This is a genomic window from Chryseobacterium daecheongense, assembly GCA_027920525.1.
Lineage (GTDB): Bacteria > Bacteroidota > Bacteroidia > Flavobacteriales > Weeksellaceae > Chryseobacterium > Chryseobacterium proteolyticum.
The window spans coordinates 2,059,147-2,085,727 of the sequence record CP115858.1 but is presented as its reverse complement, the minus strand read 5'-3'; the positions used below and the strand labels follow the sequence as shown (position 1 = coordinate 2,085,727).

30 protein-coding genes are annotated in these 26,581 nt (G+C 35.0%); 17 read left to right on the top strand and 13 right to left on the bottom strand.

From position 1 onward, the window contains the following. The first annotated feature begins 7 nt into the window (after positions 1–7). A complete protein-coding gene (locus tag PFY10_09215) occupies positions 8–241 on the top strand; it encodes a hypothetical protein (protein WBV58625.1) in 234 nt (77 codons plus the stop codon). A gap of 77 nt (positions 242–318) precedes the next feature. Here PFY10_09215 and PFY10_09210 read toward each other — a convergent pair whose 3' ends face one another. From PFY10_09210 to PFY10_09190, 5 genes are all read right to left on the bottom strand, one after another. Next, positions 319–756, bottom strand: coding sequence for a universal stress protein (locus PFY10_09210; protein ID WBV58624.1), 438 nt, complete (start codon positions 754–756; stop codon positions 319–321). Positions 757–815: 59 nt separating this feature from the next. Continuing rightward, positions 816–1,421, bottom strand: coding sequence for a fumarylacetoacetate hydrolase family protein (locus PFY10_09205; protein WBV58623.1), 606 nt, complete (start codon positions 1,419–1,421; stop codon positions 816–818). Between the two features lie 69 nt (positions 1,422–1,490). After that, positions 1,491–1,889, bottom strand: coding sequence for a hypothetical protein (locus tag PFY10_09200; protein WBV58622.1), 399 nt, complete (start codon positions 1,887–1,889; stop codon positions 1,491–1,493). Positions 1,890–1,891: 2 nt separating this feature from the next. After that, positions 1,892–2,656, bottom strand: coding sequence for an exonuclease domain-containing protein (locus PFY10_09195; protein WBV58621.1), 765 nt, complete (start codon positions 2,654–2,656; stop codon positions 1,892–1,894). Between the two features lie 75 nt (positions 2,657–2,731). After that, positions 2,732–3,430 carry a CDP-alcohol phosphatidyltransferase family protein gene (locus tag PFY10_09190; protein WBV58620.1) on the bottom strand — a complete coding sequence of 233 codons (699 nt, stop codon included), beginning with the start codon at positions 3,428–3,430 and terminating at the stop codon, positions 2,732–2,734. An 89-nt stretch (positions 3,431–3,519) separates the two neighbouring features. Here PFY10_09190 and PFY10_09185 point away from each other — a divergent pair, with 89 nt between their 5' ends. The 9 genes from PFY10_09185 (at position 3,520) to PFY10_09145 (ending at position 14,235) form a co-directional block, all read left to right on the top strand. Continuing rightward, complete coding sequence (locus tag PFY10_09185; GenBank protein ID WBV58619.1) at positions 3,520–5,448, top strand: sulfatase-like hydrolase/transferase; 1,929 nt, start codon at positions 3,520–3,522, stop codon at positions 5,446–5,448. A gap of 144 nt (positions 5,449–5,592) precedes the next feature. Next, entirely contained in the window at positions 5,593–6,012 is a 420-nt protein-coding gene (locus PFY10_09180; GenBank protein ID WBV58618.1) for a DUF2147 domain-containing protein, read from the top strand. A 110-nt stretch (positions 6,013–6,122) separates the two neighbouring features. Beyond that, a complete protein-coding gene (locus tag PFY10_09175; protein WBV58617.1) occupies positions 6,123–7,106 on the top strand; it encodes a pyruvate dehydrogenase complex E1 component subunit beta in 984 nt (327 codons plus the stop codon). 103 nt (positions 7,107–7,209) lie between these two features. After that, positions 7,210–9,201, top strand: a complete 1,992-nt coding sequence (locus PFY10_09170) for a KUP/HAK/KT family potassium transporter (protein ID WBV58616.1) — start codon at positions 7,210–7,212, stop codon at positions 9,199–9,201. 65 nt (positions 9,202–9,266) lie between these two features. After that, positions 9,267–9,740, top strand: coding sequence for a transcriptional repressor (locus tag PFY10_09165; protein WBV58615.1), 474 nt, complete (start codon positions 9,267–9,269; stop codon positions 9,738–9,740). 3 nt (positions 9,741–9,743) lie between these two features. Continuing rightward, positions 9,744–11,489, top strand: coding sequence for an organic solvent tolerance protein OstA (locus tag PFY10_09160; protein ID WBV58614.1), 1,746 nt, complete (start codon positions 9,744–9,746; stop codon positions 11,487–11,489). A gap of 111 nt (positions 11,490–11,600) precedes the next feature. Further along, complete coding sequence (locus PFY10_09155; GenBank protein ID WBV58929.1) at positions 11,601–12,776, top strand: aspartate aminotransferase family protein; 1,176 nt, start codon at positions 11,601–11,603, stop codon at positions 12,774–12,776. Between the two features lie 189 nt (positions 12,777–12,965). Further along, positions 12,966–13,352, top strand: coding sequence for an START-like domain-containing protein (locus PFY10_09150; GenBank protein ID WBV58613.1), 387 nt, complete (start codon positions 12,966–12,968; stop codon positions 13,350–13,352). Between the two features lie 73 nt (positions 13,353–13,425). Continuing rightward, complete coding sequence (locus tag PFY10_09145) at positions 13,426–14,235, top strand: aminotransferase class IV (GenBank protein WBV58612.1); 810 nt, start codon at positions 13,426–13,428, stop codon at positions 14,233–14,235. Positions 14,236–14,562: 327 nt separating this feature from the next. Here the strand turns inward: PFY10_09145 and PFY10_09140 are convergent, their stop codons facing one another. After that, positions 14,563–15,111: a YqgE/AlgH family protein gene (locus PFY10_09140; GenBank protein WBV58611.1), complete on the bottom strand. Its 549-nt coding sequence runs from the start codon at positions 15,109–15,111 to the stop codon at positions 14,563–14,565. A gap of 24 nt (positions 15,112–15,135) precedes the next feature. On the opposite strand from PFY10_09140, the gene pdxH reads away from it, so the two are divergent. Next, entirely contained in the window at positions 15,136–15,777 is a 642-nt protein-coding gene (pdxH, locus tag PFY10_09135; protein ID WBV58610.1) for a pyridoxamine 5'-phosphate oxidase, read from the top strand. A 73-nt stretch (positions 15,778–15,850) separates the two neighbouring features. Here pdxH and PFY10_09130 read toward each other — a convergent pair whose 3' ends face one another. Then, positions 15,851–16,141 (bottom strand): HU family DNA-binding protein, encoded by a 291-nt coding sequence (locus tag PFY10_09130; protein WBV58609.1) that lies wholly within the window; start codon positions 16,139–16,141, stop codon positions 15,851–15,853. A gap of 397 nt (positions 16,142–16,538) precedes the next feature. Between PFY10_09130 and PFY10_09125 the strand changes: the two genes are divergently transcribed. From PFY10_09125 to PFY10_09110, 4 genes are all read left to right on the top strand, one after another. Further along, positions 16,539–16,889, top strand: a complete 351-nt coding sequence (locus PFY10_09125) for an aspartate 1-decarboxylase (GenBank protein ID WBV58608.1) — start codon at positions 16,539–16,541, stop codon at positions 16,887–16,889. A 3-nt stretch (positions 16,890–16,892) separates the two neighbouring features. Continuing rightward, the gene (locus tag PFY10_09120) at positions 16,893–17,921 is read left to right on the top strand and encodes a lysylphosphatidylglycerol synthase transmembrane domain-containing protein (protein ID WBV58607.1); all 1,029 of its coding nucleotides are present in this window, start codon (positions 16,893–16,895) and stop codon (positions 17,919–17,921) included. A 109-nt stretch (positions 17,922–18,030) separates the two neighbouring features. Continuing rightward, positions 18,031–18,606 carry a TerD family protein gene (locus PFY10_09115; GenBank protein WBV58606.1) on the top strand — a complete coding sequence of 192 codons (576 nt, stop codon included), beginning with the start codon at positions 18,031–18,033 and terminating at the stop codon, positions 18,604–18,606. A gap of 2 nt (positions 18,607–18,608) precedes the next feature. Then, complete coding sequence (locus PFY10_09110) at positions 18,609–19,277, top strand: TerD family protein (protein ID WBV58605.1); 669 nt, start codon at positions 18,609–18,611, stop codon at positions 19,275–19,277. A 26-nt stretch (positions 19,278–19,303) separates the two neighbouring features. Here the strand turns inward: PFY10_09110 and PFY10_09105 are convergent, their stop codons facing one another. The 5 genes from PFY10_09105 to PFY10_09085 form a co-directional block, all read right to left on the bottom strand. Beyond that, complete coding sequence (locus PFY10_09105) at positions 19,304–19,741, bottom strand: GNAT family N-acetyltransferase (GenBank protein WBV58604.1); 438 nt, start codon at positions 19,739–19,741, stop codon at positions 19,304–19,306. A 46-nt stretch (positions 19,742–19,787) separates the two neighbouring features. Further along, positions 19,788–20,987: a tyrosine--tRNA ligase gene (gene tyrS / locus PFY10_09100; protein WBV58603.1), complete on the bottom strand. Its 1,200-nt coding sequence runs from the start codon at positions 20,985–20,987 to the stop codon at positions 19,788–19,790. A 240-nt stretch (positions 20,988–21,227) separates the two neighbouring features. After that, positions 21,228–21,878, bottom strand: a complete 651-nt coding sequence (locus tag PFY10_09095; protein ID WBV58602.1) for an NAD(P)H-dependent oxidoreductase — start codon at positions 21,876–21,878, stop codon at positions 21,228–21,230. A gap of 75 nt (positions 21,879–21,953) precedes the next feature. Then, the gene (locus PFY10_09090) at positions 21,954–22,778 is read right to left on the bottom strand and encodes an AraC family transcriptional regulator (protein ID WBV58601.1); all 825 of its coding nucleotides are present in this window, start codon (positions 22,776–22,778) and stop codon (positions 21,954–21,956) included. Positions 22,779–22,867: 89 nt separating this feature from the next. Further along, a complete protein-coding gene (locus PFY10_09085; GenBank protein WBV58600.1) occupies positions 22,868–23,500 on the bottom strand; it encodes a TetR/AcrR family transcriptional regulator in 633 nt (210 codons plus the stop codon). A gap of 91 nt (positions 23,501–23,591) precedes the next feature. Here PFY10_09085 and PFY10_09080 point away from each other — a divergent pair, with 91 nt between their 5' ends. Further along, positions 23,592–23,723: a hypothetical protein gene (locus PFY10_09080; GenBank protein ID WBV58599.1), complete on the top strand. Its 132-nt coding sequence runs from the start codon at positions 23,592–23,594 to the stop codon at positions 23,721–23,723. Then, positions 23,716–24,075, top strand: a complete 360-nt coding sequence (locus tag PFY10_09075) for a hypothetical protein (GenBank protein WBV58598.1) — start codon at positions 23,716–23,718, stop codon at positions 24,073–24,075. The genes PFY10_09080 and PFY10_09075 overlap by 8 nt, the downstream gene beginning before the upstream one ends. A gap of 21 nt (positions 24,076–24,096) precedes the next feature. On the opposite strand, the gene PFY10_09070 is transcribed toward PFY10_09075, so the two are convergent. Then, positions 24,097–26,475: an outer membrane beta-barrel family protein gene (locus PFY10_09070; protein ID WBV58597.1), complete on the bottom strand. Its 2,379-nt coding sequence runs from the start codon at positions 26,473–26,475 to the stop codon at positions 24,097–24,099. Between the last annotated feature and the right edge of the window lie 106 nt (positions 26,476–26,581).

The window sequence follows — 26,581 nt, the reverse complement described above, 5'->3', positions numbered from 1 at the left end:
GAAAATAATGACGTCTTTCTTTCTATTCTTAAGCAAAGTTTTCAAATGGTCTTTCGGTTTTTTTGATTCCTTTGGAAATGTTTTAAACTGGATCCTATTTATTGTTTGCTGTGTGTTGTTCACCTATTGGTGTTACGTTCTGGTGGTTACACTGGGAGGTGATAAAGATAAAGACTACTATTCTCCAACAGAGGGAAAACACCCTTATTATGATCCAAGTATCTACAAAAAAGAAGGTTAATTAATTGGTTATATAGTAAAAAGCCGATCAAATAATTTATTTGATCGGCTTTTTTATAACGGTTAAAATTTACTTTTTTATTCGTGAATAGGAAGTACCAAAACCGGAATTGTAGAGCTTTTCGTTAAACCTTTAGTCAGGCTGCCTACAAAAACATCATAAATTCCACTTCTTCCGTGAGAGCCCATTACGATATAGCTGGCATTTTTTGATTTAGCGTATTCCAGGATAATATCTTTGGCAATACCTTGTTTTAAAAGATGCTCGCATTCTACATCGTGAGAAATAATTCTCTGTTCAAGCCTATTCAGCTGTACCAGTTCTTCTCTGATCTCATTTTCTTCAACTTCAGGAAAATACTGAAATCCCATATCACCAATAGCAAATCCAATGTCTGTAGGTGCTACATGGATCAGATGAATCTTGCCATTTATCTCTTTGGCAAATTTGATCGCACCATCTACGAGTTGTTCTGTTTTATCCCCAAAATCCACGGGCAATATAATGTTTATCATAACCTTTAATTTTGTTAACTAAAGATAGTGAAAAAAATATGAAATACGCTGTTAAATACTTATAATATTCGGATATCCAGAATTTTTTCATCCTCAAGGAATGCTTCCAGAATATCATTTTCTTCAACTTTCCCAACTCCTTTTGGAGTTCCCGTAAAGATAAGGTCTCCCACTCTTAATGTGAAATACTGGGAAACGAACGCGATGATATCATCAAAACTGAATATCATATCCTTTGTGTTTCCGTCCTGTACCTTTTCTTTATTTTGCAGTAATGAAAAGCCTAAACTTTCCAGATTATAATTTTCTTTATTAAAGAAGTTTCCTACTACAGCTGAACCATCAAACCCCTTAGCTAATTCCCAAGGCAGGCCTTTTGATTTTAACTCTGTCTGCAGGTCCCTTGCTGTAAAATCTATCCCCAAACCGATTTCTTCATAATGTTTATGGGCGGAATCTTTTTGGATGTATTTTCCTCCTTTTGAGATTTTCAATACCACCTCAAGTTCATAATGAATATCTTTAGAAAATTCGGGTAGGTAAAAATCATTACTCTTCAGGACAGCAGTATCAGGTTTGATAAAGATTACAGGTTTTTCAGGAATTTCATTTCCTAATTCTTTCGCATGCTCACTATAATTTCTTCCTATGCAGATAATTTTCATATGCTTATATTTTTTTATTGCATGGTATGAAATCATTGACGATGATACCTTGCAAAAATTATTTAATTGTTAATGGGTAAATTCATTCTCACAGTAATAGCAGATGAACTTATGACTTGTTAAGATAGAAACTCCGAAAAAACTTGTAGCACTATCATCTCTGTAAATATGATTGGAGCCACATTTTGGACATACAAAATCGAATTCGGGATCTTCGATGGTATGCTCCACTTCAAGAGCCATATTCTCGTTTTCTTTGTAATCTTTCAAAATTTCCGTTGCTTTACCCAGGTCGTCTTCAAAAACCTGAAGCTGAATTCCTCCCACTGCCTGAGACAATAGCCAGTCCGACTGAATGAGCTGCTCATTAGCTATGAAGCTGTTAAGGCCTTTTTCTGCCAATATCTGTTTATCCCTATTGGCTTCAAGAGCCGTTTCGTAAAATTTAAAACGAACAAGTTTTGACATCCTTAGAATTTACTTGATAGTTGAATTTTTGTAAAGACCTTCTTTGTATACAAAGGAAAATCGGCGTTCTGTAACCAACCATAATATCCCAGGTCTTTCTGGAAAACTACTTTTACACATTGTCCTTTATATTTACCGAAGCTGAAAGTTTCCTCCATCTTCTCGTTGAATCCAATAAACCCCGCTAAATCCGCATTCTTATTATGAAATGTAAATTCACTCAAAGCAGCAATTTCATTCGGCACGTCATCATATTTTCCTACCTGGGCATCTAATACCTCAAAGGTTGCCATAACGTCAGCCTCAGCGGAGTGTGCATTCTCCAATGTCTTACCACAGTAAAACTGATAAGCGGCTCCAAGGTTTCTCGGTTCTTTCTTATGGAAGATGGTTTGGGCATCCACCAACTTGAATTTGCTTAGGTCAAAATCAATTCCTGCGCGCAAAAGCTCCTCTGCAAGAAGAGGAACATCAAACCTGTTGGAGTTGAAACCTCCCAAATCTGAGCCTGAAATCATTTCCATTACCTTCGAAGCAATGGATTTAAAAGTAGGAGCGTCCTTAACGTCTTCGTCATAAATGCCGTGAATCTGGCTCGATTCCAAAGGAATTGGCATTTCAGGATTAATACGCCAGGTTTTACTTTCCCTGGATGCATCGGGATTTACCTTTAGAATACAGATTTCAACAATCCTGTCTTTTCCGATATTTGTTCCCGTTGTTTCAAGGTCGAAAATGCAAAGAGGTTTATATAGTTTTAAATTCATACTGAAGATTTATAAGTTGAGATAGTGAATTTTGAAGTAATAATATATCAATTTATTTTAGTCAAAATTCTGAATTTATGTAAGTTGTTTTTGAAATATAAGTGAAATTAAAATATAATAAAGTATAACCATCGGGATTCCTACTGTTCCCAATATGATCAGAATGATAATGGAACCTATTAATAAAGCAAGTTTTGGATAATTGTCTTCCAGTTTCATGGATTTGAATTTCATGGCAATCATTTTAACAGGGCTTACCAAAAGTAACGAAAAGACAATGGTAATGGCTATCATCAGATATAGATTGGAAAATATAAGCTCATAGCTCTGAGTTTTTTTAAAGGCATAATACAAACCAAAAATTAAAATAGTATTGGAAGGTGTATTTAAACCTTTAAAGTAATACTTCTGATCTTCATCCAGATTAAAAATTGCTAACCTCAGGCATGAAAATACAGTAAGTAAAAATCCTGAATAAGCATACCATGGAATGTGAGAATAAGAATTGTCTGTGAGAGCAACAAACATGGTCAATCCAGGAATAAAACCAAAGCTTACCATATCCGCCAGTGAATCCAGCTGAACCCCCAGATTCGAATTAGCTTTTAAAGCGCGGGCAACAAAGCCATCAAAAAAGTCTAAAACCAGCGAAAGGATAAGGCAAATAGCAGTTATTTTATAGTCACCAAGGATAAGATGCACTGCCCCTATGCATCCGGAAAATAAATTTCCTAAGGTTAGGACGTTCGCAAGATTGTTTTTAATAAAATTCATAGTCACAAAATTACATTTTTTAAGAATTCTAGGTTAAAATATTCCCCACTAAAAAATACATTAATCTGAAATTGATGTAAATTTGCCAAATGAAATTTTTTAAAGAATTTAGAAAACAGGAAGTTCTGGTATTGGTATACCGGATTTTTTTGGCATATGTTTTTTATCAGATTGCCAGATTTTTGTTCTGGTATTTTAATAGAGAGCTCATAAAGGTAGATTCGGTTTCAGACTATTTTAGTTTATCTTTTCATGGAATCGCCTTTGATACTACTGCAATTTTATATGTCAATTCTTTATTTATTTTGCTGAGTCTTATCCCTGTTATAATCAATACCAGAAAAGGATATCAAAAAATGTTATTTTGGCTTTACTTTATTACAAATGGAATTGCCTATGTCATGAACTTCGGTGATTTTGTTTATTATAAGTTTGCCCAGACAAGATTAACGTCGGCTGCATTTCAGGTGGCCAAGCATGAAACTAATATCGGAAAAGTGTTTGGTGCTTCCATTGTTCAGAATCCTTTTGTTCTTATATGGTTTTTTGTTCTTATGGCACTGTGGGTTTTTCTTTACAAAAGGGTAAAGATCACAGAACAGAAGCCGGTAAGACTTATTCCTTATTTTATCCTTTCTGTCCTTTGTCTATGTGGAATTACAGTTTTGGTAGTAGGAGGGATCCGTGGAGACTTCAGACACAGCACAAGGCCTATTAATCTTGTGGACGCAAATCGTTTCGTGAAAATTCCATCTCAGGGGAATATGGTTTTGAACAGTACGTTTTCATTCTTCAGAACATTAGGAACCAATAATTTTAAAGAAGTTCACTTTGTAGACCAGAAGTTTATAGAGGATAATATCCAGCCTTATAAAATATACGACAGGCAGGTAACCAACCGTCCTAATATCGTAATATTTATTGTTGAATCCTTCAGCAGGGAATATTCCGGAGCTTTTAATAAGGATAAGAATATTAAAGATTATGTTTCTTACACCCCGTTTATTGATAGTTTAGCTGGTGAAAGTTTAATTTTTCCCAACACCTTTGCGAACGGAAGACAGTCTATCCATGGAATGAGCAGTGTGCTTGCCGGAATTCCGAGTCTTACGGATGCTTTTACAAGTTCACCATATTCCAATCAGAAAATACAATCTATTGTTTCTATATGTAATGATCTGGGTTATGATACCTCATTTTATCATGGAGCACCCAATGGATCCATGGGATTCCTGGGCTTTGGAAATATTTTAGGCTTCAAACATTATTTTGGAAAGACCGAATATAATCATGATGCCGATTTTGACGGAATGTGGGCGATCTGGGATGAGCCGTTTTTGCAATACTTTGCTAAAAATGTTGGGAAAACGCAACCATTTATGGCTACTGTTTTTACCGCTTCTTCTCACCATCCTTTTAAAATTCCTGAAAAATACCAGGGGAAATTTAAAAAAGGTAAAAATCAAATGCATGAACCGATACAATATACTGATTATTCAATAAAAAAATATTTTGAAACGGCTAAAAAACAACCCTGGTATAATAATACTATTTTCGTGTTTACCGGAGATCATACCAATGAAATCTATTATCCGGAATATCAGAAAAGTATGAACCGTTTTGCCGTTCCGATTATTTTATATTCTCCCAATCCCGAATATCATTTGAAAGGAGTAAATACGGAAGAAGCACAGCAGATTGATATTTACCCAACACTGGCAGATCTGATCGGATATAATAAAAGGATAAGAAGCTGGGGAAGAAGTCTCGTAAGTGATAAAAAATACCCTGCTATCATAGCAAATTCAGATGGCGGTGTGGAACAATTTATTATTGGGAATTATATCTATCGTTTCGACGGAAAAAATGTAGTAGGCATTTATGATAAATCAGATCTGGGATTGGAGAAAAATCTGACAGATCATTTGAATACACCGGAGACTGAAAAAGGAAAGGAGATTGCCAAAGCCTGGTATCAGGATTATATGGACAGGGTTATCAACCGTAAACTGAACTAAGAGGGTGTTTAATTTTTTAAATTGGTATGTGTCTTGTTATATATGCCTAGTATAATAAATGTTTTTGTTTGTTTAAAATTAATTTATATTTTTAGCGTTAAATAGATTACAAGAACAGTATATCAAAATTAAAATAACAAGTATATGAGAAAATTATTATTTACCCTGGCATTTTCTTTGGCAAGTATATTATCTTTTGCACAGATAGAAGGAAAATGGAAAACTATAGATGATGAAACCAAACAGGCAAAATCTATTGTTGAAATCTATAAAAAAACAGATGGGACTTATTATGGCAAGGTATCGCAATTACTTATAAAGCCTGCTGATCCTAACTGTACAAATTGTAAAGATGATAGAAAAGGAAAACCTATTCTTGGACTGGAAATTATCAGGGGATTAAAAAAAGAAGGTGACGAATTTACCGGAGGAACTATTACAGATCCGAAGACTGGGAAAACGTATAAATGTACGATTACAAGATCCGGAGATCAGTTGAATGTAAGAGGATACATAGGTTTATCCCTGTTAGGAAGAACGCAGACTTGGCAAAAAGTAAACTAATCTGTTTTAAATAAAATTAATTAACGGCATTTCATTTAAATGAGATGCCGTTTTTATGATGTGTGTAATAAAAAAACACTATTTTTGTAGTCTAAATTTTTCAAAGAAATATGGCAGAATATACTTTTCGTGAGGTAATTGCACAGGCAATGAGTGAGGAAATGCGTAAAGACGAATCCATTTATTTAATGGGGGAGGAAGTTGCAGAATACAACGGTGCGTATAAAGCTTCAAAAGGAATGCTGGATGAATTTGGTCCTAAAAGAATAATCGATACACCGATCGCAGAACTTGGTTTTACCGGAATCTCCGTAGGTGCAGCGATGAATGGGAACAGACCCATTGTAGAATTTATGACATTCAATTTCTCTTTGGTAGGAATTGACCAGATTATCAATAATGCAGCAAAAATCCGTCAGATGAGTGGAGGACAGTGGAATTGTCCTATTGTTTTCCGTGGTCCTACTGCTTCTGCAGGCCAATTGGGAGCTACACACTCTCAGGCTTTCGAAAGCTGGTATGCAAACTGTCCGGGATTGAAAGTGATCGTACCTTCTAATCCTTATGATGCAAAAGGATTATTGAAATCAGCAATCCAGGATAATGATCCGGTAATCTTCATGGAATCCGAGCAGATGTATGGAGATAAAATGGAGATTCCTGAAGAAGAATACTATCTACCGATCGGAAAGGCAGATATCAAGAAAGAAGGTAAGGATGTAACTCTGGTTTCTTTTGGTAAGATCATGAAAGTAGCGATTCAGGCTGCTGAAGATTTGGCTAAAGAAGGAATTTCTGTAGAGGTGATCGACCTTAGAACAATCCGTCCTTTGGATTATGATGCTATTTTAAATTCTGTTAAGAAAACAAACAGACTGGTTATTTTGGAAGAAGCATGGCCGTTTGCGTCTATCTCTTCTGAAATTGCATATATGGTTCAGCAAAAAGCTTTCGATTATCTGGATGCACCAATCAAGAGAATTACGACTCCTGATGCTCCTGCTCCATATTCAGCAGCTTTATTTGCAGAATGGTTCCCTAAACTTGAAAAAGTGAAAGAGGAGATTAAAAATGCGTTGTATATTAAATCATAGAGAAAAACTTCCGAAAGGAAGTTTTTTCATTTATTATATTCATGAAGAATAATTCATGAGGTCATAAATTTAGTGTAGATTTGCGCTTTTAAAATTAGCTGATATGTCAGAAGTTACAGAGGGTGGTCATCATTTTGACCTAAAGAAACTTTCATTTGTAGGGGTTATTGTGTCCCTCGGAATTGTTTTTGGGGATATTGGGACGTCACCATTGTACGTAATGAAAGCAATTGTGAATGCCCGAAAAGATGGTGCGGCAATGCCATTCGATGAATATATTGAAGGTGCATTATCATGTATTATCTGGACATTGACCCTTCAAACTACTATAAAGTATGTAATTATTGCTCTAAGAGCAGATAATAAAGGAGAAGGGGGAATTCTTGCACTTTATTCACTAGTAAAGAAACTCAAGAAGAAATGGCTCTATGTGGTTGCCATTATAGGAGCGGCAACACTTGTTGCAGATAGTGTAATCACTCCTTCACTAACGGTTATGTCTGCTATTGAAGGTTTAAAAATATATAATCCCGAGACACCGGTAGTTCTCATTACCCTGGTCATCCTGTTTGTAGTTTTTGTGGTACAACAGTTTGGAACGGCTTCTATTGGGAAATTCTTTGGACCCGTTATGGTAACCTGGTTCCTGGCCTTAGGGGTTTTCGGATCAATCCACCTTTTTGATCACATTGAAATTATAAGAGCATTCAACCCGATATATGCCTACAATCTTATTACACACTCTCCAAGTGCTATTGTTATCATGGGAGCAGTTTTCCTTTGTACAACAGGAGCTGAAGCTTTGTACTCGGATTTAGGGCATTGTGGTGCTAAAAATATAAGAATCAGCTGGGTGTTTGTAAAATTAATGCTTATCCTGAACTATCTGGGACAAGGAGCATGGCTGCTGGATAATTATCATCAGGTGTTCAGTGGAGTGAATCCATTCTTTGGAATTATGCCGCAATGGGCTGTTTTACCTGGGGTTATCCTTGCAACAGCTGCTGCAATTATCGCCAGTCAGGCCGTAATCACCGGATCATTTACTATGTTCTCGGAAGCCATGTCAGTTTCATTCTGGCCGAATCAGCACATTGAATATCCTTCGGGTATTAAAGGACAAATGTATATCCCGGGAGTAAACTGGGGATTAATGGTATTCTGTTTTGTTGTGGTTATATTTTTTCAAAAATCTGAAAGAATGGAAGCTGCTTATGGTCTGACGATTACCATTACCATGTTGATGACCACCATACTATTACTTTTCTGGTTAAGCAGAACACGGGTAAGCAAATTCTTTATCATAGGTTTCGGAGCAGTTTATCTTTTCCTTGAATCAGGATTTTTCTATGCCAATGTCATCAAATTTGTTGATGGAGGATGGCTAACAATGGTGTTAGGTGGGTTTATTGCAGTATGTATGTATGCATGGTATAACGGCAGACTGATTAAGGCTAACTTTATACAATATGTAAAGATCGATAAATATGTGTCTATTATTAAGGATATGAAACTTGATGAGACCATTCCTAAATATGCTACCAATCTGGCTTACTTAAGCAGAGCAAAAAGAAATGACGAGGTAGAGTCAAAGATTATTTATTCCATCATCAAGAAACAGCCTAAAAGGGCAGATCATTATTTTGTTTTAAGTATTGTAAATCAGGAAGATCCCTATACTTTTAAATATACGGTAGATGAAATATTACCGGGAACTGTATTTAAAGTGAATTTTCTTTTAGGATTTAAAGTAGACCGCAGAATCAATGATTATTTCGGTATGGTTCTGAAAGATCTTATGGCTGATGGAACTATTCCATCAAGAAGCAGTCACCCTTCTTTGAGAGCACATAATATACCTCCGGATCTTAAGTATGTGATTATAGATAATACATATATCAATGATATACTTTTGACGGTAAAACAAAAAATCACGCTTAATATTTACAATTTTGTGAAGTATATCGGAAGTGACGATTTCAAGGCCTGGGGAGTCACTTCACACAATGTAGTGGTAGAATCTGCTCCGATTACAGAGGAGACATTATATGATAAAAAAATTGAACAGGCGGGATTTTTACGCCATAACTTCTAAGCACCACTTTATAAGCATACTATCTATTTAAATAAAAATTAATAAATTTGTAGATAATTATTTTAATGGATACTATACAAAAAGAAAAAAATATAGCTCTTATCAAAGATGTTTTGAGAAACTACCTTTTAGAAAAAGGTTTCCGAAACACACCTGAGAGATACACCATATTGGAAGAGATCTATAATATGGATCACCATTTTAATGTGGATGATCTCTATCTGTTGATGATGCAGAAGAAATATCATGTTTCTAAAGCAACAATTTACAATACAATTGAGATCTTCCTGGATGCAGGGCTAATTCGTAAACACCAATTTGGAGAAAAAACACTGACGTCTTCATCTTATGAGAAGTCTTATTTTGATAAGCAACACGATCACTTGGTGATCTACAAAAAAGATTCTGATAAGGAGATTGAGGAAATTATAGAGTTTTGTGATCCTAGGATTCAAGGGATCAAAGAAGCTATAGAAGATGCTTTTGGCGTAAAAATTGATTCTCATTCGCTGTATTTTTATGGCATTAAGAATGACTAATCAATGAGACTGATTCTTTTTCTGATACTCTTTGTTTCTACTTTTATGTTTGCGCAAGATCAACAAAAGCCTGCGCAAAGGGATCCTTATTTAAAAGCTCCTGTAAATAATAATGCACCCAAGCAAATAAGACCTGAAGATAAAATTAAAATCATCCATGCGGATTTTGTAAAAAAAGATCCTGCAAAGTATGACGGAAACCAATATCTTGAGGGAAATGTAAAAATCGAAAATCAGGGTTCTATCCTTACGGCAGATGAAGTTGTGCTGTATAGCGAAGAAAACTTTGCGAAAGCGATTGGTAATACAAAGCTCCAGAACACAGATGGATCGGTAATTACTGCTGGGGAAATGGAATACGATGGGAATACCCAAAAGGGCGTTGCACGTAAGAACGTAGTACTTACCGACCCAAAGCAAACCATCAGAACCGATATTCTTTATTACGATAAACTTTCAAATCTTGCCTATTTTAATACAGGAGGAACGATTTCTGACGGACAGAATGTGATGTATACAAAATCTGCGACCTATTTTCTGGATACGAAGATGATCGATTTTGTAGGCAATGTAAAAATTGATACTCCGGACTATGTTATCGAAGGTCCCAACATCAAACAGAACCAGAATACTAAAGTTGCTGAGTTCTTTGGTCCCACAACGATAACCAACAGGGCCAATCCGAAAAACTATATATACACCGAAAGAGGTACCTATAAAATGGGTTCTAAAGAATCCTACCTTAATAAAAATTCGAGGATACATTATAACGATAAAATTCTGACCGGAGATGATATGTATTTTAATCAGCTCACAGGGTTTGGTACAGCTACCGGAAATGTGACATTAGATGATCCTAAAGAAAAAAGATATGTGAAAGGAGGTTATGGAGAAATTTTTCAAAAGAAAGATTCTTCGATCATTACCAAAAATCCATATGCCGTAAAGATCCTTGAAAAGGATTCTATATATTTTGCAGCTGAAAAGATAATCTCTTATCAGAAACCTGATGAAACTGATGCTACAAAGAAAAAAAGTTTTTTGAGGGCATTCAGGAAAGGAAGGTTTTATAAGTCCAATGCACAGGGAAGAGCAGATTCCATTGCATTTAACGAAACGGATGGTATTATGCATATGTATACTGCACCAATCTTATGGAGTGGAGAAAAGCAGGTGACAGGAGATAAAATCGAAGCTTATTTTAATACGGCAACTGAGGATCTTGATTCCTTGAAAGTAATAGGAAATGCATTTGCTATAAGTAAAGTTGATTCTTTGAACCTGAAAGATGAGTTCAACCAGGTAAAAGGAAAGCTCATGACCGTTTATTATGAAAAAAGCGAGGTCAAAGAAACCAAAGTTATAGGAAATGCACAGGCTATAAGTTATGCGGATGACTTTAACGAAAAGACTAAAGAGAATGAAAGAATAGGTATTACCCTTACCTCATGTGGAATTATTGATGCTATATTTGAAAGTAGAGTACTTCAGATTGTATCCTGTAATATCGGGGCAACGTCCGATACATATCCTATGAGTAAGATAGAACCTGCCAGAAGGAAATTTCAGGACTTTAACTGGAATACAAAAGACAGAATCAGGAAATGGCAGGATATCCTCGTAGATACTCCTGGATATGAAGAGATAAAATACGAAGCCGACACTGAACTTTATGATGCGGCTAAAGAAGCTGTTGAAAAGGAAAAAGCTAAGGAAGAAGCTAAAAAACCTAAGAGAGTCAGAAAATAAGTTTCTGTAAATATAAAAGGCCTGCCAAAAAGCAGGCTTTTTTTGTGTAATGATAATTTCGGGATTTAATGAATGTTTTTTAGCTTTGCTAAAATTTTATTTAAAATGGAATTGCAAAAAGATTTTTTTTCATACCAGGCACAAACTACACAATTTGCAGCAGGTTTTGAAGTTGAAAAAGCAGAAGGAAGCTATATTTTTGGAACGGACGGAAAGAGATATCTTGATTTTGTAGCAGGAGTTTCTGCCAATACTTTGGGACATTCCCATCCTAAAATCGTTAATGCAATCAAAGAACAGGCGGAAAAGTACCTTCATGTAATGGTATATGGTGAATATGCGCAGGATAAACCTGTGGCATTATGTCGTTTGCTGGCAGAAGCTACTCCGGATCCGCTGGAAGTTACTTATCTTGTCAATAGTGGAGCTGAAGCTATAGATGGAAGTCTGAAGCTGGCCAAAAGATATACCGGAAGGGAAGAAATTATTTCCTTTAAAGATTCTTATCATGGAAATACCCATGGAGCATTAAGTGTTTCGGGAAATGAGTATCATAAGAGGGAATTTCGTCCTCTTTTACCGATGGTATCATTTATTGAATTCAATAATGAAGATGATCTGGATAAGATTACTGAGAAGACAGCCTGTGTAATCCTTGAAACGATACAGGGTGCGGCAGGATTTTTAGTTCCTCAGAACGATTATCTGAAGAAATTAAAAAAAAGATGTGAGGAGGTGGGGGCTCTCCTTATCCTGGATGAGATACAACCGGGGTTTGGAAGGACAGGTAAGCTGTTTTCATTTGAGCATTATGGAATTGTTCCGGATATCCTTGTTATGGGGAAAGGAATGGGAGGTGGAGTCCCTGTTGGAGCTTTTATGAGCTCTAAGGAAATAATGAGCAGTTTGTCACATTCGCCGAAGCTTGGACATATCACTACATTCGGAGGGAACCCTCTTATAGCGGCATCCAGCTATGCAACATTAAAAGAAGTGCTAGAAAGTGGGTTAATGAATGAGGTGGACAGGAAAGAGGAACTATTCAGAGAATTACTGGTGCATCCCAAGATTAGTAATATAAACGGGAGAGGGTTGATGCTCGCTGTAAATTTAGGAAGCCCGGAATATACTTTAAAAGTTGCTCAGAAGTGTATGGAAAAAGGTCTTGTAGTGTTCTGGCAACTGTACAGGAATGAATATTTAAGAATTTCTCCACCATTAACCATATCTCTTGAGGAAATAAAAGAGGGATGCCAGATTATCCTTGAAGTTTTAAACGAAAATTAGATATCAATCTCTTCTTTCAAAGAAGAGATTTTTTTATGCCAAGCACTGTAAATTTTGCTTTTAAAATCCTTCACGATAGTGTCAGAACAACTGTGACAAATATCATGCATATTGTATAAAAAAGTAAATACATTTTTGTGTAATAAAAAAATTAATTTATATATTGCGGGACGATAAAACAAAGATTATATGGCGAAACTTAAAGTCCATTACGAATTTCCAATGCATTGTCTTTCAGAGATTTTATATGAGTATCTGGCGACGGCAGAAGGATTATCTGAATGGTTTGCGGATGAGGTAGTAGAGAAAGGAGATGACTTCTTTTTTAGCTGGGGTGGAGGCCCTGCTGAAAAGGCGACTTTGATTAGATATAAGCCAGAAGGTTTCGTGCGTTTCAGATGGGAAGAAGATGAGGGAACAAAGAATTTCTTTGAAATGACCATCACGATTGATGATATTACTGAAGATTTGGCTTTAAATATCACAGACTTTTGTGAAGAAGGAGATGAAGAAGAAAATGCGATGTATTGGGAGAATCTTATAGAAAATCTAAGAATAAAACTAGGGGCTGCTTAATAGTGGGCTGTACAAAATGATAAAACTGATGAACGATTTATCGTTCATTATTTTTTTATAAATAAATCATACATTGGAAAATCAATATTTTACATCAGACGAATTGAATGTGAAGAACAGGGCATTTCTCCTGGGAGATGCTGTAAAGGTTTCTTTTTTTATTAGGAACTCTAAGCTCATTATTGACGAAGAGTGTTATTTCTTCCTAATGGCCTCAATGAGAAAAATGAGAATGAATATTCCTTTGACTTATACTCTTGAATTTTTTCAAACTCTTTTTCAAAAAGAGGTGATTGAAGGAAAGAATAGTAAAAATGCGATTATTAATTTTCAGGTTTTCAGAAATTCAGATGAACTCACTTTGGCCAAATCATCAATTTCCTATTTTTATGAAGTCGATGAAAAGGATGATATTCTGGCCATTCATCAAAGGCTTCTTGAGCTTGACCTTATTAAAGAAATTAATGTAAATAATAATCTTTTGAGTAATATCAGGGTTCATTGTCCGGAAAACATCTATGGAGGGATTTATGCTCAGGAAAACGATCTGGATGATGTGATTCTGCTTAATCCGAATAAGAGGATTGCGAGATCTACTTCTGGAAACCTTCTGTTTTTAGAAGGAAATATCATTAAAGTTCCAAAACATTCTGAAGGTGCATACATTTCTCCTTTACTGGAAAATTTTGTTACTTTTTTACATAAGAATAATCTTGCTGATATTCAGGAGCATGAAATTATTGCATTTGAATCTCAGAAAGCTGAAGAAATTTTAATGATTTCAGATGAGAAAGGCATATTTTCTGTAGGAAAGATAAGAAATAAGACTTTTGGAAATTCCCGATTCACCGAATTGGTGGAAAAATGGAAGGAAAGTTTTTAAAATTGACAAACCCGGTAAACAACAAAAGTTCCAAAGTCCTTTACCGGGTTTTATTCTGAATATATCAGAAATTGTATTTTTTTAAACCTGCTGAGATGTATCTGGCAGACTTATTTACAATATTATTTTTATTTATTGCCTCGCTTCACCTTAATAGGCTTAAGAGTTAAAAATACTTCCGGAAAGAAAAATAAAATGAGTTGTTTTAAGATTTTCATTTTCACGACTTTTTGGTTATTCAAATAACGGAAATTCTTTCTTAAAAATTGGTTAAAGCAAGCTTAAAATTTGTTAATATTTTCTCTCTAATTCCCAATATAAGTAGAATTAATTCAATGAAATATCTTCCGGGGAATTAGCCCAGAGTAGATATTCACCACCCAGATTTTGCATGATAGTTTTCCATAAGGTCTGGTCATTGGGTAATGTATAGTCCAGATTATAGATATCGACTACAGTCCACATTTTTCTTTGAACCTCACTATCCAGCTGATTGGCTGTCCATCCTGAATATCCGGAAAAGATCTTGACATCATCTATAAGGAGGTCTCCACTTAAAACGGAGCTAATGATGTTTTCAATATCCTCTGTCAGATAAAATCCATCAGCAATATCAGTATATAGTTCCGTTACTTTCTTGCCTTTTACAATAAAGAATATCTTATCATTTTCCACCGGTCCACCATCGTACACATCGATTTTAAAATCAAAGAAGTTCTTGAACTTGCCACTCACCTGATTGTTTTTCTTATTTAATATTAAACCAAATGCGCCGCTTTCGTTGTGTTCTACGATAAGGACTACTGATCTGGAAAAAATATCTCCGGAAATATCAGGTGTGGAAATTAATATTTTACCTTTGTATGAGTAATGCATACTCAAATTTAATAAAAAATATTTATGGAAAACCTTCACGATAAGAGAAAAATCTATGAGAAATCCCAACTTATTGAAAGTGAGATAAAACAAAATCCGATTGAGCAATTCAGGGATTGGTTTCTTACAGCGTCAGAGAATCCAGATGTTTCCGAAGCAAATGCAATGGCTATATCAACTGTAGAGGAAGATGGATGCCCAAGGACGAGAATGGTTCTTTTAAAGGCATATACGTATGAAGGGTTTATTTTTTACACCAATTATTCAAGCAAGAAAGGAAAGGCAATTGAAAAAAATCATAAGGCCTGTCTCCATTTTTTCTGGCCAACACTTGAAAGGCAGATCATCATAAAAGCCAATTTGGAACGGGTAGCGGAGAATCTGAGTGATGGCTATTTTCATTCCAGACCAAAAGGCAGCCAGCTGGGTGCAGTAGTGTCGCCTCAAAGCCAGATTATTCCCAACAGGGAGTTTCTGGAAGAGAAATTAAAAGAGCTGGAGAAGCAATATGAAACGGATGAAGTTCCAAGACCCGAGAATTGGGGTGGCTATATCGCAAAACCTTATGAGATAGAATTCTGGCAGGGTAGACCCAATAGATTACATGACAGGATTATCTATCAGCTTGAAGGTCTCGACTGGAAAATTTCCCGTTTAGCGCCTTAATCCCTTTATCAAACTGAATAAACATAAAAAAACCTCATCAAAAGATGAGGTTTGCATTTTCTAATCTGAATGATTATTTTTTCTTAGCTCCAGAAACTGCTGTAGATAGATCAGCTCCAGCTTTGAATTTAGCAACTTTTTTAGCAGCAATTTTGATTGGTTTTTTAGTTGCAGGGTTGATACCTTGTCTAGCAGCTCTCTCAGCTACTGAGAAAGTACCGAATCCTACTAAAGAAACTTTTCCGTCTTTTTTCTTTAAAGTAGTAGTTACGTTAGAAATAAAAGATTCAAGAGCAGACTTTGCTGCAACTTTTGTAATTCCTGCATCTTTTGCGATTGCGTCGATTAATTCAGACTTGTTCATAATTTTTAATATTAAAGTTGGTTCGTAATTATAGCAAATATAATACTATTTTCTAATTGTGCAATTTTTTTATTAAATTTTGTGTTATTTTTTTGATTTTGGCGAAAAAACATCAAAATATCATAATTCGGTTTTTCACCAAAAATCTACGTTACCCGTTACTAAAATCATGCCAAATGCTTATGTGTATTGACTTTAGCTAAATCGGAATATTATTTTTTGTATTTATTAAATCTTGAATTTGTATTAAGTATTAATGTATTTGGTGATATGATTGTAGATTTAGTAAGTAAAATCCAAATATTTTAATTTAAAAAAAAATAAATACCTGTGTATCTGATGCTTTTAAAATGGTTATAAACTTCAATTTATAAATTTTTATTAATAAATTTGCAGCATGTTAATAGAAGTTTTCAAGTCAAAGATTCACAGGGTACGGGTTACTGCCTCAGACCTTAATTATATCGGGAGTATAACGATTGACGAAGATCTTATCGAAGCTGCCGGATTGGTGGTAGGTGAGAGAGTTTATATCGTAAACGTAAACAATGGAGAGCGTTTCGATACATACATTATAAAAGGTAAGAGAAAATCCGGAGAGGTATGCTTAAACGGGCCTGCTGCAAGAAAAGTTCAGAAGGATGATATCATCATTATTATAGCTTATGCACAAATGACGCCGGAGGAGGCAAAAAGTTTCCAGCCAAAGATCGTTTTCCCGGATGAAAAGACAAACCTTCTTACCTGATTCATGGAGAAAAAACAAACGAATCCCATAAAGTCAATAATTACAGTCGTAATTTCGCTTGCTTTTGCTGGCTTTTTTTTATGGCTTGCTTTAAAGGGACTTGATTTTAAGGTGATTCAGAAATCATTGGCAAAAGCAAACTACCTGTGGGTTTTATTTGCTTCTGTTTTTGGGATTTTAGCCTACTGGTTTCGGGCTGTTCGCTGGAATCTTTTATTAGAACCTATGGGGCATCAGATCTCTAACTCCAATTCATTGTGGTCTATTTCATTTGGCTACCTGATGAATCTTACCATTCCCAGAAGTGGAGAAGTAGCAAGGGCTACGGCATTGTATGGAGTGGAAGGAGTTCCGGTAGATAAATCTTTTGGAACGATTATTTTGGAAAGAGTAGTTGATCTTATTTGTATGTTGGGATTCTTGGGATTAACCTTAATCTTTAAATACAAGGCCATTCTTTCTTTTTACGAAAACTCAGGAATAGATATCAACCCAAATAAAATTTTAATCATTCTTTTAATTCTTGTAGTAGGAACAATACTTTTTTTTGTTCTCAAAAAGAAGCTTGCAACAATTCCTCTTTTAGGAAAGATTATTGGCTTTATAGATGGAATCTTCCAGGGGATCACTTCGATTTTCAGGCTGAAACAGAAAGGAAAGTTTATTTTGTATACGCTGGGAATCTGGATATCCTATTATTTTGCAGCCTATCTTGTATGTTTTGCACTTCCGGAAACTTCAAACTTCACCATTGCTGACGGTTTCTTTATTATTGTAGTAGGAACATTGGGAATGATCATTCCTGCCAGTGGAGGTATCGGAGCCTTCAACCTGGCTATGAAATTCGGATTTATGGCATTATTTATATCCATGGGAAAAAGTGCGGAATTAGGAGGTGAAATGGGACTTACTTATTCTTTTATTTCCTTACCTCTGCAAATTGTAATTATGCTGGTCATGGGATTGATTTCTATTCCAATGCTGGCGAAAGCAAGAAATAGCAGAGTCAGTCACAATAATTTTGAAAGTTAATATCCATTCTGATATACAATACAGCCCGGTCAATTAGATCGGGCTTTTTCTATTAAAATATTTGGATATTCGGGAAATCAAATTTATCTTAGATATTTAAGATTTTATTATGGCAATTAACCTACAGAAAGGACAAAGAATAGATATAGGATTAACAAAACTAACGATTGGACTAGGATGGGATCCTAATGATGGAAGAGGATATGATTTTGATCTTGATGCTTCTGCAATTATGATCGATGCGGAAAGAAAACTTGTAAGTGAAGATTATTTTGTTTTTTATAACAATCTAAGCTCTCCGGATGGCGCATTGACTCATACAGGTGATGATCCGAGTGGAAAGAACAGTGACGGGGATGATGATGAATCTATTATTATCGATTTGGAAAAAGTTGATGGAAGAGTAGAAGAAATACTCTTTGTGGTTACCATCGAAGATTTTGAAAGAAGAAAACAAAATTTTGGTCAGGTAAGAAATTCATATATCAGGATCATTGATAATAATAGCAACCAGGAAATCGCCAAATATGAACTGGATGAGGATTTTTCTATAGAAACGGGAATCGAGTTCGGCAGGTTATACAAGAGGAATGGAAGCTGGAAATTTGAGGCTTCCGGAATTGGTTACAGGGCAGACCTTTCTTTCTTCCTTGAAAAATATTATAAAGGGCAAATCATTAAATAACAATGGCAATTAATTTACAAAAAGGCCAAACGATAGATCTCAGGAAAAACAATCTTGGTGAAAGCGTTTATGATCTTTCTCAGGTCACTATCGGATTGGGTTGGGACGTTCGCAAGCAGGGAGGTTTCTTTGGGAGGTTATTCAGCAATGAACCCGAATATGATCTCGATGCTGTTGCTTTTCTTCTGGATAAAAACGGGAAAGTTGCTGATATGGGAAGAACTCTTCATGGGCATAATGGAAAACAGGTTGTGCTTTATGAAAGTGATGTTATTTACTTTAATTCGATGCGTCATCCTTCAGGTCACATCTGGTTGACGGGTGATAATAGAACAGGGGAAGGCGATGGAGATGATGAACAGATTATAGTGAAGCTGGATCAATTAAACGAACGTTATCAAAAGATAATTTTTGTCGTGTCTATATATCAGGGAAGGACCAACAGACAGCATTTCGGAATGATTGATAATGCTTTTATCAGAGCGGTTGATGCAAGAGGAAAAGAAATTACAAAATATAGTCTTTCCGGAGATAGCAGTATGAATGGCATGTGCTCGATGGTTTTTGCTGAAGCATATCGCCATCATGGAGACTGGAAATTCAGGGCAATAGGAGATCCTTACAGTACGGATAATTTTATAGATGTTCTGGTGCCTTATACGTATAAATAAAAAGTATGCTGAAAAGCATACTTTTTTTAATTAAAAAATTTCATATTATAAGAATGATCATCTTCATCGATGATTTTAAAACCTAAGCTGGAATAAAGTTTCTGTGCCCGATTAGTTTTTAAAACACTAAGGGAAACTGATTTCTGATCCGAAACCGATTCACGGATAATTTTTTCCAAAATAGATTTTCCAATACCCAGACCTTGTTGGTCAGGATGAATCTGAAGTTGTAAAATATCTATATTATCTGCAGTTCTGTTTATTTTTAACAATCCCATTGGGTTATCATTTAAAATGATGATATGAGCATTTTCAAATTGGTAAAGGATCCTTTGAAGAGCATATTCTTTTGTGGTTGGCAGATTCGAAGTGGCATAATGCTCAGTCATCGTTTTCATTCTCAGATCGAGCAGGAATTCAATATCGCTTTCCTTAGCTTTCCTGTATTTCAATGCAAAGTTCATAGTATATTCAGCCTTTTCAATACCACGAATATATTGAATTTAAGATTTAAAAAAGTTCGAAAAAAAATCTTTTTCCGATTTTGATTTTGGTGCCTCCTTTCAATTCAATTCTTCGATCGATATCTGTTATTTTCTCCTGATTAATCTGTACTCCTCCATTTTCAATCAATCTCCTTATAGCTGATTTACTCAGATCACTCTTAAGCTGGTGACACAAATCTGTAAGAAGGACATAATTTTCCGAGAGATGCAGGGAATCAATACCAACAGGTTTGAATGTCTTTTCTTCAAAGTTTTTATTTTGAACCTGATTAGCAAAAAAATCTTCTGCTCTTTTTGCTGAAGACTCGTCATGGTATTGAGTAATAATATTTTTAGCAAGTAACTTTTTAATATTCATGGGATTTTCTCCGTTTTCCATCCTCGATTTCAAATTCTGTTTTTCAACAGCCGAAAAGTCTGTGGTGAGATTCATAAACTCTTCGATTAAAGAATCAGGAATAGACATTGTTTTTCCAAACATCTCATTGGGTTCATCTGTCAGGCCAATGGTATTATGTAGTGATTTGCTCATTTTTTCTTTTCCATCAAGTCCTTTTAATAAAGGCAGGCACATCACAATCTGTGGTGAAAGCCCATACACTTCCTGTAATTGTCTACCCATTGTGCAGTTGAAAAGCTGGTCAGTTCCTCCCATTTCGATATCACATTCAATCTTTACGGAATCAAATCCTTGTAAAATAGGGTATACAAGTTCATGCATCGCAATAGGTGTATTTTCCGAAAATCTTTTATTGAAGTCGTTTCTGTGCATTAACTGGGCTACAGTTACTTTTGAAAGCAATCCGATCGCTTCAGAAAAGTTCAAATGATCCAACCAATCGGAATTAAAAACAATTTTTGTTTTTTTAATATCAATTATTTTAGATAGCTGATCGATATAAGTTTGGGCATTGTCATTAACATCTTTGGTGCTTAGCGGTTTTCGTGCTTTGTTTTTTCCTGTAGGATCCCCAATTCTTGCTGTAAAACTTCCGACAACAATAATAATCCGGTGTCCCAGATCCTGAAATTGTCTGAGTTTTTTTAGAACAACAGCGTGTCCGAGATGCAGGTCCGGAGCAGTAGGATCGAATCCCAGTTTGATGTTTAGTTTCCTGTTTTCGTCTTTAGCCTGTTGTAATTTTTTTTCCAGACCGTTTTGTGGTAAAATAATTTCCACATTTTCTTGTAATAAATGAATCATTTCTTTTAAAATTTTGCATTAAAAAAGCCCGAACTATAATGTTCGGGCTCTATATAATTAATTAATATTTTGTTATTGAATTATACACATAGACAGTCTTCCCGAACAGTACATCGGGTAATAATACTTATTAAAGAAAGGAAGACGTAATATGCTGTTTAAATGTTTCATATGAACAGCAAAGATAGAAAGTTTTTTCTATTGTAAGAATTCAATCAGGAAACTGGCTGATTATTTTCTTTAAGAAGATTGACGGGTTTGCAATGGATGAGTGTTCAATATTTCAGATTCATTAGCATTCGTTAAGCGATCATTGATTTCATAATATGTATTTCTAATGTGCTCTTTCCATATTTCCACTTGTTCAGGAGATACCCTGTCTGCTTTATCGAAGAAAAAATGTTGGTTGATCTCAAAACCGCAGTATGTAAATATACCTTTATCGGAAGTTAATGAAAGTGCTTTATCCATTCCGATTTGTTCATATTCTGCATGTGATTTACCATGCGTATTGATAATTACGGCCTGTTTTCCTGCCAATAAACCCTTTTGAATGCCCTGGTCATAACGGTAAGCGTAACCATAGCTGAAAACCCTGTCGATATATCCTTTCATAATAGCCGGCATTCCGGTCCACCAGATAGGATAGATGAAGGTAATATGCTCTGCCCATGTGATGAACTCCTGCTCATATTTGATATCATCGGCAAGAATTCCCATTCTCTGTTCCTGTATATCTTTTAAAGAAAACACAGGATCAAAGTTAATTGCATAAAGATCTCTTACAATAACTTCATGATTTTGGGAAGTCAGGCTTTCAACAACAGTTTCTAACAGATGGTGGTTTAAACTGTTTTCGTTATAATGTGCGTAAATAATTAGATGTCTCATTTTTTCTACTTTTTTATTGTTACAGGACAAAGGTAGAATAGCTGAGTACACAAAAATTGTAAGAAAACGAAGTGCCTAATCCGATTTTGGATTGCAGATGTCCTGCTGAAACTTCAGGAACTGTGAAGGTGAAAGATGTATGAAGTGCTTGAAATCATGGATAAGCTGGCTTTGATCGTAATAATTACACTCATCAACAATGGTAAACCATTCGACTTTGTTTTGATTGGCAATTTCTTTCTCAATAAGCTGGATGGCTTTTGAAAACCTGTTATACCGGGTGATCTCTTTGGATGAATATCCAAATTGCTCTTTTTGTTTTAGCTGAATACTTCGTTCACTTTGATTGGTCTTTTCAGCAATTGTTTTAATGGGGTTTAAATTTTTATTTGTAAAATCACTCAAGAGCTGACCTGTGAGATCCCGCTCCTGCAAATAGGGTTTACAAAACGCAAGAATATAATCTACCTGTTCCTGAGTAGAATTAATTTTTGAAATCTGATGCCATAGATTGGTAAAACAGTTTTCTTCAAGAAGCTCGTCAGGATTTATCGCGGCCTGATATGAGATGCATGCTTTTCCAAAAAAACGATAAAAAGCATCATCTTTGAAATTAGCTACAAGAATTGAAGTTCCGGAAGGCAACGTATAGTCGAAAGAGTGCCTGATAGGACCAAAAACGATACATTTATCTACCGTTATCATCGTTTTTTCCTTGGTTACCATTGATGCACTTTCCCCAAAGCAAAATAGCAATATCGTCTGATACGTGGGCAGCAATGTCTTGGTTACCGGAAATTCGGAATTGTTTTCAGCAAAATAGAAATGTGAAAATATATTCTCGAATTCCGGCGGAACTGAGATTCTGTAACCATTATATTGTGTTGATGATCCGGACATTTAAAAGCCATTTATTATGATGTAAAAATAAAGGATTTTTATTACTACATCGTTTTAACTGAATGGTAAAATTAAAAACAAATTGAGATTTATTTTTTAAGTTTTTGAATAAAATTCACTTGATATAATTTCTGCTGTTCAGGATTTAACAAAGGGTAAAACAAATTCATCTGGATAAGGCTGTAATGCTTAATTGCTTCTTCTTTTGGTAGATTGAGTGTTAGGCTATTATGGGTAACCCAATTATCAGCAATAATAAATATTTGGGTGCTAAGGTTGTTTATAATAAAATCAGGGATATCTTCCCGGAAGATCCTGTTCTTCTGAAAATCCAGAAATATAGATTCAAACTCAGTTTTCCTGTGCAAATTAATTTGTTCATACTGAGTTTTTATTTCGGGAATTTTTCTTAGAATATCAACGAAATTGAGGAAGATAAAACGATAGGAATAGAAAATTTCGTAAGTACGGTAAGTAAAGTCAAATAAGTTTTGTAAGGTCTTATGATCAGTTTGCTGAAGTGTATTCATCATTTCATCCATTCCCAGTAGGAGTTCGGAAAAAACAACTTTAATAATATCTTCAGAATGTTTGAAGTGATAATGCAGATTTCCCGGACTTATATTGAGTTCAGCTGCAATATGTCTTGTCGTGATTGTATTGTATCCTTTTTCGTTGAAAAGCTGAATTGCTGTTGAAATAATCTTTTCCCTGGTTTTCATGCCTCAAATATAAGAGAGATTTTCTGAATATTTTAAAAATTAGAACATTTGTTCTAATTTTTATATATTTGTACTCAGAAATCAAAATGCGATGGAAGGGAAACAAAAATTTGATTACGAAAAAGCGGCAGAGAGAGGAAAAGATGAAAAAGACTTGCAGGAAGTGATGGTCAAGGTTCTGCAGGTCATTTTAGGAATCATTATGGCGGTATTACATGCTTAGAAAATACAGGATCTCGGTCTTATTCTTATGTGGCTTATTCATCTGGTCAGCCATTATCATTTTCCGAAAGAATGGAATTATTATTCCCTGGTTCAATGATTATTTTACAGATCTTATTACAGTTCCCATGTACGGTTATCTGATAGAATATGGGATGAATAAAATATTGGGTTTCCGGTGGCAGCCCGATCTAAAGTTTATCATAAGATCGGTTATTTATCTCTCTCTTTTATTTGAATGGTTTTGTCCATTGGTTTCTGATCACTTTGTTGGAGATTTTTTTGATGTACTGGCTTATTCCATCGGAGGAATTGGATACCTTCTTTTTCAGTATAAAAAAGTACCAATCTAAACTGTTGTTGTCCTACTTATTTTAATTACCATTGCTTCCTCCAGCTCTGTTTGATTCTTCGAACTTCATTTGTTTGGTTGCTCCCTTTATATCATTATTACCGAATTTATAGGTTACTGAAAATAACATATTTCGTGAGGTTCCTTTGGAATAATACTCTACATTATAATTGGGATAATATTCTGTTCCCTTATTACGGTCGGTATTTAAAGCATCATTCAGGTATAAGTTGATCATTAATTTTTTCTCCATCAGGTTTAATTTTATTCCCGTATAAACCGATCCATTTCCATTGAAATAAGTATTTCCACTTCTGTTGGGAATGTTTGCCCATATACCTAGCATTAAAGTCAATGTTTTTTCCTTATTAAGAAAGAAGTTATTATCCAGGTTAATACTGGCTCCATATCCTGCCGGTGCTGCCACCGCTTCAGGAAGATATGATTTGGATTTGGCATAAAACCCATTTAAGAATGCACTAGATTCCAGCCACGTAAGCTTATTATAATTGTAGCTGATGTTAATACCCGCCTGATTTTGGTTATAGAAATTTTTGACAATACTGTATTTCAGATTTCCTTCTACCACCTGTATTCTATCCCAATTATCCTTATTGTAGTTGTAGTAGAGTGTAATGTTTAAATTATTTTTGAGCACGTAACCCAACTCAAAATTGTCTGAAAAAGAGGGGAGAAGATATGGGTTTCCGGTATTGTATTCATATTCTGAAGTATAATATTTGAAGGGATTAAGGTTTCCGAAATAGGGGCGCGAAATTCTTCTGGAATAATTTAATGTAAATGTATTGTTTTCGTTAGGTTTATAACTTAAATAAGCCGTAGGGAAAAATTTTCCGTAATTGATGTTGGCAGAAGAATTATCATTTAATGAAACGCCTTCCAGTGTAGTGTACTCATAACGAAGGCCCGCTTTTGCATTCCATTTATCATTGATTTTAAAACTGGTAGACAGGTATGCAGCAAAGTTCTCTTCATTATAGATAAATGTATTGGTCCTTTCTCTATTCAAAATATATTGTCCATTCTCAATGTTGAAGAAATTAAAATCAGATGCGTTTTTTATTTTGGTGTATTTCAAGCCTGATTCCGTTTTTATTTTGACAAAATTCTTTTCCAGATCAGCCTGGCCTGAATAGATCCGGTACCTGCTGACAGGATTGGTAAGAGTAGAAACTTTGGTATCGGTGACGGTATTGTAAAAGTTATCGGCGTGTGCGTTATTAATTAATACATTACCTGATATGCTAAGTTTACTTCCAATTGTGTCAAGCTTTATATCGTAAAAAGCATTGGTATTGTGAAGGTTTCTGTGATTTTTATTTTTACTGTCGGAGAATACATTGAGTTTCCCTGTTTCATTAAAAATAGATGTATAATTTTCAGCCTTTTCGAATGGGTTGCCGAAAGAATAATTATAATTGAATCCTACAAGGTGCTTATCGCTGATTTTATATTCTCCTTTCAGATTGGCTCCTTTGTATTTGTTATTATACAGTTCTTTGGAATCGGTGTTCCAGTAATTTGAGTTAGTAGTCACTGTTAAATAATTGTAAGATGAACTGTCCCAATAATTATCTCCTGCTGATAAATTGGCTGTAAGAGATAATTTATTCCCCTGGTAATTAAAACCGGCTCCACTTCTTGCACTGACGGTAGGTTTTCCATAAAAGTAACTTCCCGATGTCTGTAAAGAGCCATTCCATCCCATATCAGCCTTCTTTTTCAGAATAATATTTATCAGCCCGCTTTTCCCCTCCGCTTCGTATTTGGCAGGAGGTGTAGTGATAACTTCAATTTTGGCGACATCATCCGAGCGTAATGTTTTTAGATAATTGATCAATTCCTGACCGGATAAATTTAAAATCCGATCATTCACCATCACTGCAACATTGCTTTTTCCTGCAATAGAAATAGCATCATCTGTAGCCCGTACCATTGGAGTTTTTGCTAATGCTTCCACGACATCTATTCCTTGTGATGCAATAGAGTTTTCAACATTAAAAACCAATCGGTCGACTTTTCTTTCAAATAGCTTTTTCTTTATGGAAACAGAAACTCCTTCTATCTTTTGCTCAAAAGGTGTATTTTCTTTTATATGGATGTCTTTAGTAAGATTTCCGCTAACAGTTATTTTTTCGCTTTCTACTTTTATTCCATCATGAATAACCTCTAATAAATAAATTCCATTTTTATTCAGAACTATTTTAAACATTCCGTTCTGGTCTGTAATAGCAGAAAATTTTTCAGTATCGTTTGTTATAACCACTTCAGTTTCTACCGCAGGCTTGTGATGTCCGTCAATAATACTTCCTTCAATGCTTTGAGCATAGCTGAAAAGAGAAAATAAGAAAAATATGAAGGTAAATATCTTTCGAACCATATCATTATTTACTGACAGGGGCAATTTAAGAAAATAATGTTACATCATTATTCATTTGATAGTGAATTTTATAAAAAAATATGGTATCCTTATAGATAAATCTATA

Coding starts and splice junctions, on each gene's coding strand:
- PFY10_09090 (WBV58601.1), bottom strand. CDS start 22,778: ATGTCCGGATCATCAACACAATATAATGGTTACAGAATCTCAGTTCCG.
- PFY10_09190 (WBV58620.1), bottom strand. CDS start 3,430: ATGAATTTTATTAAAAACAATCTTGCGAACGTCCTAACCTTAGGAAAT.
- PFY10_09205 (WBV58623.1), bottom strand. CDS start 1,421: ATGAAAATTATCTGCATAGGAAGAAATTATAGTGAGCATGCGAAAGAA.
- PFY10_09185 (WBV58619.1), top strand. CDS start 3,520: ATGAAATTTTTTAAAGAATTTAGAAAACAGGAAGTTCTGGTATTGGTA.
- PFY10_09195 (WBV58621.1), bottom strand. CDS start 2,656: ATGAATTTAAAACTATATAAACCTCTTTGCATTTTCGACCTTGAAACA.
- PFY10_09180 (WBV58618.1), top strand. CDS start 5,593: ATGAGAAAATTATTATTTACCCTGGCATTTTCTTTGGCAAGTATATTA.
- PFY10_09095 (WBV58602.1), bottom strand. CDS start 21,878: ATGAGACATCTAATTATTTACGCACATTATAACGAAAACAGTTTAAAC.
- PFY10_09110 (WBV58605.1), top strand. CDS start 18,609: ATGGCAATTAATTTACAAAAAGGCCAAACGATAGATCTCAGGAAAAAC.
- PFY10_09080 (WBV58599.1), top strand. CDS start 23,592: ATGGAAGGGAAACAAAAATTTGATTACGAAAAAGCGGCAGAGAGAGGA.
- tyrS (WBV58603.1), bottom strand. CDS start 20,987: ATGATTCATTTATTACAAGAAAATGTGGAAATTATTTTACCACAAAAC.
- PFY10_09215 (WBV58625.1), top strand. CDS start 8: ATGACGTCTTTCTTTCTATTCTTAAGCAAAGTTTTCAAATGGTCTTTC.
- PFY10_09085 (WBV58600.1), bottom strand. CDS start 23,500: ATGAAAACCAGGGAAAAGATTATTTCAACAGCAATTCAGCTTTTCAAC.
- PFY10_09105 (WBV58604.1), bottom strand. CDS start 19,741: ATGAACTTTGCATTGAAATACAGGAAAGCTAAGGAAAGCGATATTGAA.
- PFY10_09070 (WBV58597.1), bottom strand. CDS start 26,475: ATGGTTCGAAAGATATTTACCTTCATATTTTTCTTATTTTCTCTTTTC.
- PFY10_09200 (WBV58622.1), bottom strand. CDS start 1,889: ATGTCAAAACTTGTTCGTTTTAAATTTTACGAAACGGCTCTTGAAGCC.
- PFY10_09150 (WBV58613.1), top strand. CDS start 12,966: ATGGCGAAACTTAAAGTCCATTACGAATTTCCAATGCATTGTCTTTCA.
- PFY10_09170 (WBV58616.1), top strand. CDS start 7,210: ATGTCAGAAGTTACAGAGGGTGGTCATCATTTTGACCTAAAGAAACTT.
- PFY10_09125 (WBV58608.1), top strand. CDS start 16,539: ATGTTAATAGAAGTTTTCAAGTCAAAGATTCACAGGGTACGGGTTACT.
- PFY10_09120 (WBV58607.1), top strand. CDS start 16,893: ATGGAGAAAAAACAAACGAATCCCATAAAGTCAATAATTACAGTCGTA.
- PFY10_09130 (WBV58609.1), bottom strand. CDS start 16,141: ATGAACAAGTCTGAATTAATCGACGCAATCGCAAAAGATGCAGGAATT.
- PFY10_09075 (WBV58598.1), top strand. CDS start 23,716: ATGCTTAGAAAATACAGGATCTCGGTCTTATTCTTATGTGGCTTATTC.
- PFY10_09140 (WBV58611.1), bottom strand. CDS start 15,111: ATGCATTACTCATACAAAGGTAAAATATTAATTTCCACACCTGATATT.
- PFY10_09175 (WBV58617.1), top strand. CDS start 6,123: ATGGCAGAATATACTTTTCGTGAGGTAATTGCACAGGCAATGAGTGAG.
- pdxH (WBV58610.1), top strand. CDS start 15,136: ATGGAAAACCTTCACGATAAGAGAAAAATCTATGAGAAATCCCAACTT.
- PFY10_09115 (WBV58606.1), top strand. CDS start 18,031: ATGGCAATTAACCTACAGAAAGGACAAAGAATAGATATAGGATTAACA.
- PFY10_09210 (WBV58624.1), bottom strand. CDS start 756: ATGATAAACATTATATTGCCCGTGGATTTTGGGGATAAAACAGAACAA.
- PFY10_09160 (WBV58614.1), top strand. CDS start 9,744: ATGAGACTGATTCTTTTTCTGATACTCTTTGTTTCTACTTTTATGTTT.
- PFY10_09165 (WBV58615.1), top strand. CDS start 9,267: ATGGATACTATACAAAAAGAAAAAAATATAGCTCTTATCAAAGATGTT.